This is a genomic window from Humitalea sp. 24SJ18S-53 (assembly GCF_050632385.1).
In the GTDB taxonomy this organism is placed as follows: Bacteria; Pseudomonadota; Alphaproteobacteria; order Acetobacterales; family Acetobacteraceae; genus Humitalea.
The window spans coordinates 542,523-554,945 of record NZ_CP192599.1; the positions used below are offsets into that span (position 1 = coordinate 542,523).

7 protein-coding genes are annotated in these 12,423 nt (G+C 72.9%); 2 read left to right on the top strand and 5 right to left on the bottom strand.

What is annotated here, in order from left to right; all coding sequences use genetic code 11:
* Nucleotides 1-76 precede the first annotated feature (76 nt).
* Nucleotides 77-5,188 carry an alpha-2-macroglobulin family protein gene (locus ACQW02_RS02585; RefSeq protein ID WP_431283720.1) on the top strand — a complete coding sequence of 1,704 codons (5,112 nt, stop codon included), beginning with the start codon at nucleotides 77-79 and terminating at the stop codon, nucleotides 5,186-5,188.
* 3 nt (nucleotides 5,189-5,191) lie between these two features.
* Entirely contained in the window at nucleotides 5,192-7,135 is a 1,944-nt protein-coding gene (gene pbpC / locus ACQW02_RS02590; RefSeq protein ID WP_431283721.1) for a penicillin-binding protein 1C, read from the top strand.
* Nucleotides 7,136-7,385: 250 nt separating this feature from the next.
* Here pbpC and ACQW02_RS02595 read toward each other — a convergent pair whose 3' ends face one another.
* The 5 genes from ACQW02_RS02595 to ACQW02_RS02615 form a co-directional block, all read right to left on the bottom strand.
* Nucleotides 7,386-8,582 carry a DUF1501 domain-containing protein gene (locus ACQW02_RS02595; RefSeq protein WP_431283722.1) on the bottom strand — a complete coding sequence of 399 codons (1,197 nt, stop codon included), beginning with the start codon at nucleotides 8,580-8,582 and terminating at the stop codon, nucleotides 7,386-7,388.
* The gene (locus ACQW02_RS02600; RefSeq protein ID WP_431283723.1) at nucleotides 8,579-9,889 is read right to left on the bottom strand and encodes a DUF1800 domain-containing protein; all 1,311 of its coding nucleotides are present in this window, start codon (nucleotides 9,887-9,889) and stop codon (nucleotides 8,579-8,581) included. The genes ACQW02_RS02595 and ACQW02_RS02600 overlap by 4 nt, the downstream gene beginning before the upstream one ends.
* A gap of 68 nt (nucleotides 9,890-9,957) precedes the next feature.
* Nucleotides 9,958-10,689 carry an aspartate/glutamate racemase family protein gene (locus ACQW02_RS02605; RefSeq protein WP_431283724.1) on the bottom strand — a complete coding sequence of 244 codons (732 nt, stop codon included), beginning with the start codon at nucleotides 10,687-10,689 and terminating at the stop codon, nucleotides 9,958-9,960.
* A gap of 84 nt (nucleotides 10,690-10,773) precedes the next feature.
* Entirely contained in the window at nucleotides 10,774-11,466 is a 693-nt protein-coding gene (aqpZ, locus tag ACQW02_RS02610; protein WP_431283725.1) for an aquaporin Z, read from the bottom strand.
* A gap of 209 nt (nucleotides 11,467-11,675) precedes the next feature.
* Nucleotides 11,676-12,266: a hypothetical protein gene (locus ACQW02_RS02615; protein WP_431283726.1), complete on the bottom strand. Its 591-nt coding sequence runs from the start codon at nucleotides 12,264-12,266 to the stop codon at nucleotides 11,676-11,678.
* Nucleotides 12,267-12,423: the final 157 nt, after the last annotated feature.

The following is a 12,423-nucleotide window of genomic DNA, read 5'->3' on the forward strand; positions in this document are numbered from 1 at the left end:
TCACGTAGCCTTGGCTGGCATCCAGCACGGGTCGTGTCATGCTGCCAAAAACCAGCGTCCCGGAAGGCCGAACCCTATGCGCCGCCTGCTTGCCCTTCTCGCGATCCTGCTTGGCCTCGCCTCGCCGCTCAATGCCCAGATGGTGGGGTTCGAACTGCCGGGCCTCAATCGCGATGCCGGCGCCTATGAATCCGCGCTGACCCGGCGCCTGCCGGCCGGCGGCACCCCGGCACAACGCAGCGCGGCGGAAACCCGCGCCGCGGCCGCCGAACGCGCCGGCAACTGGGCCGCCGCCGTGCAGGCCTGGGAAGACCGCATCGCCGCGGGCAATGCCACCTCCGACAACTGGATGGCGCTTGGCCGCGCGCAATTGTCGCGCACCCCGCCCGATGGTCCGCGCGCGCTGCAGGCGGCGTGGCAGGCCTTCATGATGGTGCCCGGCGGCGCGCCCGAAATCCCCTCGCTGCTGCTGATGGCCCAGGCGCTGCAACGGCAGAACCTGCTGGGCGAGGCACTGGGCGCGCTGGCCGCCGCCCAGTCGCGCGACCCGGACAACCAGGCCCTCGCGCGGCAACTGGCCGATGCCCGCCGCGCCGCCGGCATGATCGTGCTGCGCACGCGCGTGGAAACCGACGCCGACCCGGCCCGCGCCTGCATGAGTTTTTCCGTGCCACCCCGTGCCGGGCGCGACTGGCAGCCGCAGGATTGGGTGCGGGCGGAGCCTGCGATCCCCGGCCTCGCGGTCGAACGCGATGGCGAGAATATCTGCGTCGCCGGCCTGCCCTTCGGCCGCACCACGCGGCTGGTCCTGCGCGCCGGCCTGCCGGGCGAGGGGGGGATCAACCTGCGCGCCGATGCCGTCGTCGCCGCCGCCGTGCCGAACCGCCCGGCGCGCATCGTCTTCGACACGCGATCCTACCTGCTGCCGCGCGGCCAGGCGCCGCGCATCGCGGTGGCGTCGGTGAATATCTCCAGCTTCGACATCCGCTTCATGCGGGTCGGCGAACGCAACCTCGTGCCGCTCGGCCGTGACTGGAAGCCGGGCAATGAACTCGGCGGCTACACCGCCTATTCGATGTCGGAAGACAGCGCGCCGACCATCTGGCAGGGCAGCGCGAACGTCACGCCCTTCGTCTCCAACGAAACCAACCGCACCATCCTGGCGCTGCCGGATGCGGTGCGGAACGCGGGGCCGGGGCTGTATGTGCTCTGGGTGAAGCCCGCCGATGGCACGCGCTTCAACGAAGGCGCGGCGCTGCCGCTGGTCATCACCGATTTGGGGCTGACCGCCTGGCGGTCGTCGCGCGGATTGGCGGTGCAGGCGCGGTCCTTCGCCTCCGCGACGCCGATGCCCGGCGTGCGCATGAACCTGATGGCGCGCAGCAACGACATCCTGGCGAGTGTGGAAACCGGCGCCGATGGGCTGGCGCGTTTCGATGGCGCGCTGCTGCGCGGCACCGGGCCGCTGGCCCCCATCGCGATCCATGCCAGCACCGATGGCGACCTGGCCAGTCTCGACCTCGAGGCCACCTCCTTCGACCTCTCCGATCGCGGCGCCAGCGGGCGGCCGCATCCGGGGGCACTCGACACCTTCCTGTATCTGGACCGCGGCATCTACCGCCCGGGCGAGACCGTGCAGGCCATGGGCCTGATCCGCGACGCCGCGGGCGAGCCCCAGACTGTGCCGGTGCGGCTGCGCCTGCGCCGCCCCAACAACCAGATCGCCGCCGAAGCCGTGCCGCCCCGCACCGAGGGCGGCGCGATCCACTGGCCGATCCCGCTGTCGCGCTCCGCGACCGTGGGCCTCTGGACCTTGGAGGCGCTGACCGACCCCGACGCGCCGCCGATCGGCACGACCAGTTTCCGCGTCGATGCCTTCGTGCCGGAGACCCTGGCGTTGGAGGCCGGGCCGCTGCCGCCGTCGATCACCTTGGGCCAGACCGCCTCGGTGCCGCTGACGGCGCGTTTCCTCTACGGCGCCCCGGCGGCCGGTTTGAGCGGCAGCGCCGAATTGCGCCTGCGCCAGTCCACCGAGCAATGGACCGCCTGGCGCGGCTGGCGCATCGGGCTGGCGGACGACCCCTTCGATCCGGGGCTGGTCAATCTCGATATCGACGAAACCGACGCGCAGGGCGCGACGACGATCCCGGTGACGGTGTCTTCCATGCCCGATAGCAGCCGGCCGGTGGTGATGGATGCGACCGTCAGCCTGTCCGATCCGGGCGGGCGCGAAAGCCGCACCAATTTCACGCTGCCGGTGATCGGGCGCACGCCGTTCCTGGCGATCCGCCCGGCGTTTTCGGGCGATGCGATCAATGATGGCGCGGAAGCCGCCTTCGACATCGCGTCGCTGTCGCCATCCGGTGAGGCGACATCCGCCGCGCTGCGGCTGCGGCTTGTGCGTGAAACCCCCGACTGGCGCATGGTGACCCGCAGCGGCACCGCGCGCTGGCAGATCGTCTGGCGGGACGAGCCGGTGGATACGAGCGATCTGCGCGCCGCCCCCGGCACGCCGGCCCGCTTCGCCCGCGCCCTGTCCTTCGGCCGCTACCGGCTGGAGGTGACGCAGCCCGGCACCATCGCCATCGCCTCCTACCGCTTCCGCTCCGGCTGGGCCGCGAGCGACAGCGCCGAAGTGCCGGACAAGGTCGATGTCGCGGCCGACATGGCCAGCTACGTCGCCGGGGCCACCGCCCGCGTGCGCATCACCTCGCCCTTCGCGGGGCGGGCCAGCGTGGCCGTGCTGACCGACCGGCTGGTGGGCTTGCAGGAGATCGATGTGCCGGCCGGTGGGGCCGAGGTGGCCGTGCCGGTCGAAGCATCCTGGGGGCCGGGCGCCTATGTCGCCGTGACGGTGTTCCGCGCCGGCACTGCCGCCGCTGGCGCGCCCGCGCGGGCCTTGGGCCTGGCTTGGCTCGGGCTGGACCCGGCAGCGCGCACCCTGGCCGTCACGATCGAGGGCGAGCCGATGCTGCGCCCGCGCCAGCAGGTGCAAATCCCCGTCCGTATCGCCGGGGCCACCGGTTCCGCGCGGCTGACCCTGGCCGCCGTTGACGAGGGCATCCTGCGCATCACGCGCTTCCGCACGCCGGACCCGGTGTCCTACTTCCTCGGCCGCCGCGTGCTGGGCGTGGATATCCGCGACGACTACGGCCGCCTGATCCCGCCCGTGGAGGGTGAGGCCGCCGTGTTGCGCCAGGGCGGCGACAGTTTCGACGGCGATTTGTCGATCCAGCCGCCGCAGCGCGTGGTGGCGCTGTTCAGCGGCGTGGTGACGCCGGGGCCGGATGGGGTCGCGATGATCCCGCTCGACCTGCCGGATTTCGCCGGTGAATTGCGGCTGATGGCGGTGGCCTGGGAATCGACCCGGATCGGCGCGGCGTCGCGACCCCTGACCGTGCGCGACCAGATCGTGGCCGAGGCGCTGCTGCCCCGCTTCCTGGCGCCGGGTGACGAGGCGCGGCTGCCGGTGCTGCTGCACAATGTCGAACTACCGGAAGGCGAGATCGTCGCGACCCTGACCACGGAAGGCCCGCTGGCGATCCAGGGCGAAAGCCGCCTGGCCGCGGTGTTGGCGACCGGCGCACGGCAAACACCCTTCACCACCCTGACCGCGACCGGCGCCGGAGAGGGCGTGATCCGCCTGACCGTCACCGGCCCGCAGGGGTTCACGGCCAGCCGGGAGTCGCGGATCACGGTTCGCTCCGCCCGCCCTTGGGCCAATGTCGCGACCACGACGGAACTGGCACCGAATGCCGAGGCGCGGCTGGACCCGCCGCTTTCGCGCTTCGTCCCCGGCACCGCGCGGGCGCTGGTGAGTTTCGGTGGGGCAGTGCGCTACGATGCCGCCGGGCTGCTGCGGGCGGTGGTCGATTACGCCTTTGGCTGCACCGAACAGACTTCGTCCCGCTTGTTGGCGCTGGCCTCGGCGCCGCCGGCACTGGCGCCGGAAAACCGCGAGACGGCGATGCAGATCGCCATCGCCGCCGTGCTGGACCGGCAGCGCTTCGACGGGTTGTTGGGGCTCTGGAGCGCCTCGGGCGAGGCGGATGACTGGGTCAGCGCCTATGCGGCCGAGGCCCTGTTGCGGGCCAAGGCCGAGGGCGCGCTGGTGCCAGAAGCGGCCCTGGAATCGCTGCTGCGCGCGCTGGAGGAACGCACGGAAAACACCCCGAGCGACGCCTCCGACCGCGCCAACCAGGCCTATCGGCTGCATGTGCTGGCGATGGCTGGGCGGCATCGGCTGGGTGCGGCGCGCCGGTTGATGGAACAGTTGGGCGACCTGCCGACGCCGCTGTCGCGGGCGCAACTCGCCTCCGCTTTTGCGAAGGGCGGCGACGCCCCGCGCGCGGAGGAAGCTTTCACCGCGGCGCTGGCCGCTCCGGCACGCAACTATTGGTATCAGGACTACGGCACCGCGGCGCGCGACGCGCTGGCCGTGGCCGTGCTGCTGAAGGAAAGCGGGCTGCTGGCCGCCCGCCTGCCGGAAGCGATCGGCCGCCTGCCGGGGGCCGATTTCACCGCCGAACGCACCAGCACCCAGGAACAGGCCTGGGCCGTGCTGGCGGCGCGGGTGCTGAACGCCGGGGGCCGTCCCGTGCGGGTATCGGTCGATGGCCGCAACCTGCCGCAAGCCCTGACCGCGACGGCTCCGCTGACCGGGCCGGCGACGGCGCGCAACATGGGCGATGCGCCCGTGCTGCAAACCGTCTCCGTCTCCGGCCTGCCGGCGCAACCGCTGCCGGCGCAGCGGGCGGGGATGCGGATCACGCGGCGCTTCTTCGCGCCCGATGGGCAGCCGCTGAACCTGGACACCCTGCGGCAGACGCAATCCTTCGTGCTGCTGCTGGAAGCCACCAGCGACGGCGGCGATACCGCCCGGGCGCTGATCCAGCAGGGGCTGCCGGCGGGGTGGGAAATCGTCGGCCGCTTCCCGGAAGGCCCGGTGCCGGGCATGGACTTTCTGGGGGAACTTTCGGCCCCTGAATCCCAGCCCGCGCTGGATGATCGCTTCGCCGCCGCCATCGACCTGACCGCCGAGGCACGCACTGCGCGCGTCGCCGTGCGGTTGCGCGCGGTGACGGCCGGGCGCTTCGAATTGCCGGGCGCGGAGGTCAGCGACATGTATCGCCCGGCGGTCTTTGCCCGCCAGGCGACGGCGCGCATCACGATCGCGCCGCAGCAGTAAGCCATGCGGCGCGGCCTGCTTTTCCTGGCCGCGCTGATTGCCCTGGCGCTGGTGTTGGACCGGGTGTTTCCACCCGATCTGACCCGGCTGCAGATCACGGCGCGGGAGGTCACCGACCGCGCCGGCCGCACCCTGTCCTGGCTACCCGCGCCCGGCGGGGTGTGGCGCATGCCGACGGCCGAGGCCGATGTCTCACCACATCTGGTCGCGCTGCTGATCGCGGCCGAGGACCGGCGCTTTTACTGGCACCCCGGCGTGGACCCGATGGCCCTGGCCCGTGCCGCCGGGCAATGGGTGCGCGCGGGGCGGGTGGTGTCGGGCGGGTCCACGATCTCGATGCAGGCGGCGCGGCTGCTGGAACCGCGCCCGCGCACCCTGCGGTCCAAGGCCATCGAGGTGTTTCGCGCCCTTCAACTGGAAGCCCGCTTCGGCAAGTCGGGCGTGCTGGGCATCTGGCTGACCCTGGCGCCGCAGGGGGGAAATCTGGAGGGCATACGCGCCGGATCGCTCGCCTGGTTCGGCCGCGATGCCGGCGCCCTGGATGCGCCTGAGGCAGCGCTTCTGGTTGCCCTGGCCCGCCGCCCCGAAGCCCTGCGCCCCGACCGCCATCCCGATGCGGCCCGGGCCGCGCGCGATGCCGTGCTGGGGCCGCGCGGGGCCACGGCGGTGGGGCTGACCGAGGCCGACCGCGCCCAGGCGGGGGCCATCCCCACCGCGCGCAAACCCATCCCCCGCCTGGCGCCGCATCTGTCGCGCGACCTGGCGCGGCGCGACCCGGCCCAGCGCATCCCGACGACCCTGGACGCCCCCTTGCAACGCGCGGCGGAAACCGTGGCGGCCGAGGCGCTGCGCGGCTTGCCCGACCGCGCCGCCGTGGCGCTGGTCATCGGCGAAACCGCCCCGCGCGCCTTTCGTGCCGTGGTCGGCGGGTCCTGGATGGAGGAATCCCGTGGCGGCGCGCTGGACCTGACCCGCGCCATCCGCAGCCCCGGCAGCGCGCTGAAACCGGCGCTCTATGCCCTGGCCTTCGAAATGGGCGCGGCCGAGCCCGGGCGCGTGCTGGAGGATCTGCCGCGGCTCTTCGGCACCTACGCGCCCGAAAACTTCGATGGCGGTTTTGCCGGCCGCGTCACCGCCGCCGAGGCGCTACGCCGCTCGCTGAACCTGCCCGCCGTGGCCTTGCTGGACCGGGTGGGGGCGCTGCGTTTTGCCGGGCTGTTGCGGGAATCGGGCGCCCCGGCGCGCCTGCCGCTGGGCGCCGCCCCGGCGCTGCCGCTGGCGCTGGGCGGGGCGGGGCTGTCGCTGCGGGAATTGACCAACCTCTACGCGATGCTGGCGGGTGGGGGGATGGCCGCCCCCTTTTCCGCCCAGCCCGGCATGGCGACCCCGCGCCGCGTGCTGTCGCCCCGCGCGGCGGGGCAGGTGGCTGCGGTGTTGGTGCAGCCCTTTCCGGGCGGCGGCCCGGCGGGCATCGCGTGGAAGACCGGCACAAGCTGGGGCGGGCGCGATGCCTGGGCCATCGGCTTCGACGGGCGGCATGTCGCCGGCGTCTGGATCGGCCGGCCGGATGGCACGCCGCTGCCCGGGGCGACCGGGCGGGACCTGGCCCTGCCGGTGCTGGCGCGGATCTTTGGGTTGCTGCCCGCGGCACCCCGCGAACGCATCACCACGCGGGCGATCACCGCCGCCGGCGACCCCGCCGCCGACCGGCTACGGCTGGTCTTCCCGCCGCCGGGTGCCGTGCTGCACACCGATGGCGATGTGACCCTGCGGGCGCAGGGCGGGCAGCGACCGCTGGCGTTCCTGGTGGATGGCGCACCGCTGCGCGGCGAGCCGGCCAGGCGCGACGTCGCCTGGGCACCGCCGGGGCCGGGGTTTTATCGCATCACTGTCCTAGATGCCTCGGGCGCAGCGGCGCGGACCGAGGTGCGGGTTGTGGCGGAGTAGCGGGGAGGTTGCGCTTTGAAAGGGGCTTCGCCCCTCTCAAGCTCTCCCCACCAAGGGGCCGTGGCCCCTTGGATCCCACGCGATTTGGCGCCTTGGAGAGAGGGGCGTCGCGGGCGCCCCCGTCATCAAGGGCGCGACATGCCCCTCTCTCCAAGGCGCCAATAACCCCGCCGGTCCAGGGGCGGCGGCCCCTGGTGGGGGAGGCGTGGAGGGGGCGAAGCCCCTTCCACTGGCGCAACACGCCCGCTCTTCACCCCCGTAGCAACCCACCCAGCGGCGCCGCCGTCTCGCTATCCGGGAACGCCAGGGCCAGGGCGGCGGGCGGCAGGCCCAGATGGTCGCGCAGCAGCCCCTTGGCGACGGTGCGCAGGTCGGTGGTCGGTCGCAGGTCGCGATTGTCCAGCAGGGCGTCGCGGCCAAGGCCCGGCCAGTCGCCGCCGATGCGCCCGCCCGCCACGGCGCCGCCCAGCAGCAGTGCCACCCCGCCGGTGCCGTGGTCGGTGCCATTGTTGCCATTGGCGCGGACGGTGCGGCCGAATTCGGTCATCACCAGCACGGCGGTGTGGCGCCAGGCTTCGCCCAGCGCCTGCGCCAGGGCGGCCATGCCGGCGTCCAGCGCGGCGAGGGGCCCGTCCAGCCGCTGCGCCTGTTGTGCGTGCGTGTCCCAGCCGCCGCTTTCCAGGGCGGCGACGCGCGGACCTTCGGGCGTTGCCAGCAATCGCCCGGCGGCGGCGGCCAGTGCGACGAAGCCGTTGGAACGCCGGGCTTCGGGCGGCAGCTTCGCCTCGGCGAAGGCGCGGGCGCGCAGCCCCTCGGCCATGGCCGGACCGAGCAGTGGATCGTCGCGGTTCAGGTCCAGCAGGCGGGCATAGAGGTCGCCATCCGGCCGCCCGCCGCGGGTCGCGGCATACATGCCGACCGGATTGTCGCCCCGCAGCAGCAGCGGCATGTCGAGCCCCGTGGCAAGCCCGGGGCGCGGCTCGCCCAGGGCCTCCGGCAGCCCGGTCAGTGCCCGGTTCAGCCAGCCGGAGGAAAGCCGCGTCTCCGCGCCGCTTTCCAGCAGATCCTGCGCATCGAAATGCGACCGGGTGCGATAGGGGGCGGCGACGGCATGCAGCACCATGGCCTGGTTCGCGGCATAGAGGCCGTGGATGGCCGTCAGCTTCGGATGCAGGCCGAAGCGGCCGCCGAGGTCGAGGACCCCACCCTCCCGCCCCGGTTCGGGCAGGGCCAAGCCGCCGCGCAGCTCGGCCCAGCCCGGTTCGGCATAGGGCTGGGCGAGGGAGAGCCCATCCAGCGCGCCGCGCAGCAGCACGATCACGAGCCGTGCCTGGCCGGCCGAAGCCGGTGCGGCATCGGCCAGCGCCAGTCGCGCGCGACCCATAGTGGCCAGGGTGCCGAGGCCGAGGAGCAAGCCACGCCGGCCGATCTGCGGAAGATGGGTCATCGCCGCTGGAACTCCGGGCTGCCGAGCAACAGGGTCAGCGCATCGCGCGCCGACCCGGCCCGGCCGATCGCCGTGCGGGTGGCGTCCCGCGCCAGTGGGCCGAGCACGAGGTCCAGTGTCTCATCGGGTTTGACGCGGCTGTAGCGCCCGGTCAGCCCATGCAGCAGGTCCAGCCGCCCCAGCGCGCCCTCCGGCTGGCCCCAGGCCTCGGCCCTGTCCGGACAGCCATTGGGGCCGGGGGCGTAGAGCATTCCCTGGTTCAGGCTGGCGCACCAGTTCGACAGGTTGCGGCCCATGTCCGGCCCGGCGCCGAGAGCGCGCGCGGCGGCGGTCATGTAGTCGTCGGCGTCGCGCAGCTTGGACAGGGGCGTGGACCAGGCTTCCGGCAGGGCGACCAGCGCGCGGGACACGGCGCCGAGGTCGCCCTGGGTGTCGCGCAGCACGCCCTCCAGCTTTGCCACGGCGGCGGGCGGCGGATCGTCGGCGACGAAATGGCGCGCGAGCTTGGTGGCCAGATGGCGATGCGTCGCGGGATGGTTGGCGAGCCATCGCAGGGCTTCCTCGATCGCGGCTTCGCCATCGCCGAAATCGCGGCCCATCACCTGCTTGATGCCGGGCTGGTGGTTGCTGGGACGGAACAGGTAGCCGAGCGGGTCGCGCGTGGTTTCGACGCTCAACCCGGTCAGCAGCATGGCGAAGGCGGTGACATCGGCCTGGGAATAGCCCCCGGCGGGCGACAGGCTGTGCAGTTCCAGGATCTCGCGGCCCAGGTTCTCGTTCAGCCCGCGCCCCGATCGCTTGCCCCAGGGGCTGTCCGGCCCGATCGAGGCATTGCCGTTCAGATAGATCAGCATGGCCGGATGTTTTGCCGAGGCGACCAGCATATCGGCGAAGCGCCCGGTCACGTGCGGGCGGATGACGTCGCGCAGATAGGGACCGCCGAGGACGGCGACAAAACCCTCTCGCCGGGAGACGGTCAGGTGGTTGGCCCAGAACGCGACGAGGCGTTCGCGAAAGGGCTGATCGGTGGTCAGGCGCTGGATGGCCCAGCCGTCGCGCTCGGCGTCCTGGAAGCGGTTGCGGGGATAGGGGGTGCCGGGGGGCGGGGGGTTGCGCTCATCCTCCCGCCAGGCGGTCAGACCGTCGAGCACGCTGGGCGGGGTGTCGAAGCCGGGGACGGGGGGCGGTGGGCCGGGCGGGCCAAGCTGGGCCAGCAGCCAGGCCTCGGGATCGGCCGGCGGGGGTTGATCGGGGCGCGGACCCAGCCCGAAGCGGCTGGCCGCGATAATGGCGCGGGCATCGATCATGGCGGCGAGCCTGCCCCAGGGCTGTAACCGGATTATGGTCCGGATGGGGCAGGGGCTTCACCTTTCCGTCAGGTGTGTGGTCGCCCGTAAAGTGTCGCGAGCCCCGGCGCGTAGCCCGCCAGCGGTCGCGGGCGTGGTTCACGGCGCGCGGGCGCCAAGCCCACCAGCGCTGCCGCCAGCCTGACCCCCGCCGCCGTCCCATCCACCAGCGGCACGCCCACCATCGGCTGCAACACGGGCGCCACCCCGGCCAGCGGCCCACCGGCCAGGATCACCACCTCCGCGCCATCCTGTTCCTGCGAGGCGCGCACCAGGTCCAGCAGCATCTCCCGCCGTTCCTCCGCGACCAGCCCCGGGTCGCCGGAAAACGCCGGCCCCATGCGGAACCCGGCGCAGCGCGCGGTCAGCCCGGCGCGGTCCAGGCAATCCTGGAACATCGGTTGCAGGGCGCGGGTGAAGCTGACCACGCCGAAGCGGCGGCCGAGCAGGCAGGCGGCGTGGAACGCGGCCTCGCTGATGCCGATCACCGGCACGTCGAACAATTCCTTCGCCGCCTCCACGCCCGGATCGCCGAAACAGGCGACGACGGCCGCATCGAATGTTTGCGCGCGGGATTGCAGGGCGGCCAGGGTCGCGGGGCCGGCGACCAGCCAATCGGCGCGCGTGACGATCAGCGGCAGGCCGAAGGGGGCGGAGATCGCCTCGATGTCGCAGCCGGCTGGTGCGGCGGCGCGCGCGGCCTCGGCGATGCGGGTGGTGACGCTGTCGGTGGTGTTGCTGTTGACGACCAGGATGCGCATGGGCGGGGCCTTTTGGCGGTTCGCCGCATCATGGGACGCCATGCGCCGCCCCGGCCAGCCGGGCCGGGGCGGCGCGCGAATGCCTCAATCCTCGTCCGACGCCAGCCCGCGATAGACCAACCCGCCCAGCACCCCGCCGGCGATCGGCGCGACCCAGAACAGCCAAAGCTGTTGCAGCGCCCAGCCGCCCACGAACAGCGCGGGCCCCGTGCTGCGCGCCGGGTTCACGCTGGTATTGGTCACCGGGATGCTGATCAGGTGGATCAAGGTCAGGCACAGGCCGATCGCGATGGGCGCGAAGCCGGGGGGCGCCTTGCGATGCGTCGCGCCCATGATCACGAACAGGAAGAAGAAGGTCATCGCGACCTCGGCCACCAGCGCCGCGTTCATGCTGTACTTGCCGGGCGAGTGGTCGCCATAGCCGTTGGACGCGAAGCCGGCCGAAAGGTCGAACCCGACCTTGCCGCTGGCGATGGCGTAGAGCACCGCGGCCCCCGCGATACCGCCCGCGACCTGCGCGATGATGTAGGGAACCGCCTGCCCCGCCGGGAACCGCCCGCCCGCGACCAGGCCCAGGGTCACCGCCGGGTTCAGGTGGCAGCCCGAGATATGGCCGATGGCGAAGGCCATGGTCAGCACCGTCAGCCCGAAGGCGAAGGACACGCCCAGCAGCCCGATCCCCACCCCCGGGAAGGCCGCGGCCAGCACGGCGCTGCCGCAACCGCCCAGCACCAGCCACAGCGTCCCGAGGAATTCGGCGCTGAGTTTCTTCGACATCGGTATTTCCATGGTTCGGTCCCCCTTTTTTTGCCGGCTCGGGTCGTGATGTGCCCCGGCGTGCCGGTTTCCGCCGTGGTCACCGCCGGGGCTGCCCGGCGCAATCGCCTGATGGAGACGCCACGCGTCATGCCGCCAAGACGGGCCACCTTAACAAGTCGGAAGCCGGGCGGAATGACTTGCGTGTCGATATCGTAAGTATCAGGTGTTCATCGACCTGCGGGTTCGACGCGCACGGCCATGGCCTCGGCCCAGGTCACATCGACCTCGTCGCCCGGCTTCAGCCCGGCGACGAAGGCCCGCAGCGCGGGTTCATGCACCACGGTGGTGCGCTGGCCACGCGGGCCGGTGAAGGTGACGCGGCCTTCCGCGGCATTGACCGCGTCGATGCGCACCCGCACGCGAATGGCCTCGACGGCCGCGGCGGAGGGCTGCGCGCCCTCGGCCGCGCGGTCGACGCTGGACATGGCTTCGGGCGGCGCGGCCGTGCCGGCCGGGGCAAGCGCCAGGACCACGGCTTCCTGGAATTCCGCCACGACGCGGTCGCCGACGCGCACACGGGCCAGGTTCCGCACCTCGGGGCCGGCGACGATGGTGACGAGACGGCCATCGGCGCCGCGCAGCACGACCTCCCGCGTCGTCTGGTTCACCGACTGCACGCGGGCGGTGACCGCGGTGACACGGGCGGCGGCGGCCGGGGCGGCCGGGGCGGGCGGGGTGGGGGCGGGCTGCGCCAGGGCCATGGGTGCGACGGCCAGCATCAGGCCAAGGGCGGGCAGGATCAGGCGGTGGGGATGCATGCGAACTTCCTTTTGCTGCGTGCGGGTGGCGGGACGGACGTCGAGGGTGATGTCCGCACTGTCCGTGGTCACTGATTTGCCGCAAGGGGCCGGCGGGCCATCTGGCGGAATAATTGACTGCCCGGAGGCAGGCCGCCAGCGGGGCCGGGCGGCACGC

Excerpts from the sequence above, each read along its gene's own strand:
- ACQW02_RS02585 (WP_431283720.1), top strand. The coding sequence starts at position 77 with ATGCGCCGCCTGCTTGCCCTTCTCGCGATCCTGCTTGGCCTCGCCTCG.
- pbpC (WP_431283721.1), top strand. The coding sequence starts at position 5,192 with ATGCGGCGCGGCCTGCTTTTCCTGGCCGCGCTGATTGCCCTGGCGCTG.
- ACQW02_RS02595 (WP_431283722.1), bottom strand. The coding sequence starts at position 8,582 with ATGACCCATCTTCCGCAGATCGGCCGGCGTGGCTTGCTCCTCGGCCTC.
- ACQW02_RS02600 (WP_431283723.1), bottom strand. The coding sequence starts at position 9,889 with ATGATCGATGCCCGCGCCATTATCGCGGCCAGCCGCTTCGGGCTGGGT.
- ACQW02_RS02605 (WP_431283724.1), bottom strand. The coding sequence starts at position 10,689 with ATGCGCATCCTGGTCGTCAACAGCAACACCACCGACAGCGTCACCACC.
- aqpZ (WP_431283725.1), bottom strand. The coding sequence starts at position 11,466 with ATGTCGAAGAAACTCAGCGCCGAATTCCTCGGGACGCTGTGGCTGGTG.
- ACQW02_RS02615 (WP_431283726.1), bottom strand. The coding sequence starts at position 12,266 with ATGCATCCCCACCGCCTGATCCTGCCCGCCCTTGGCCTGATGCTGGCC.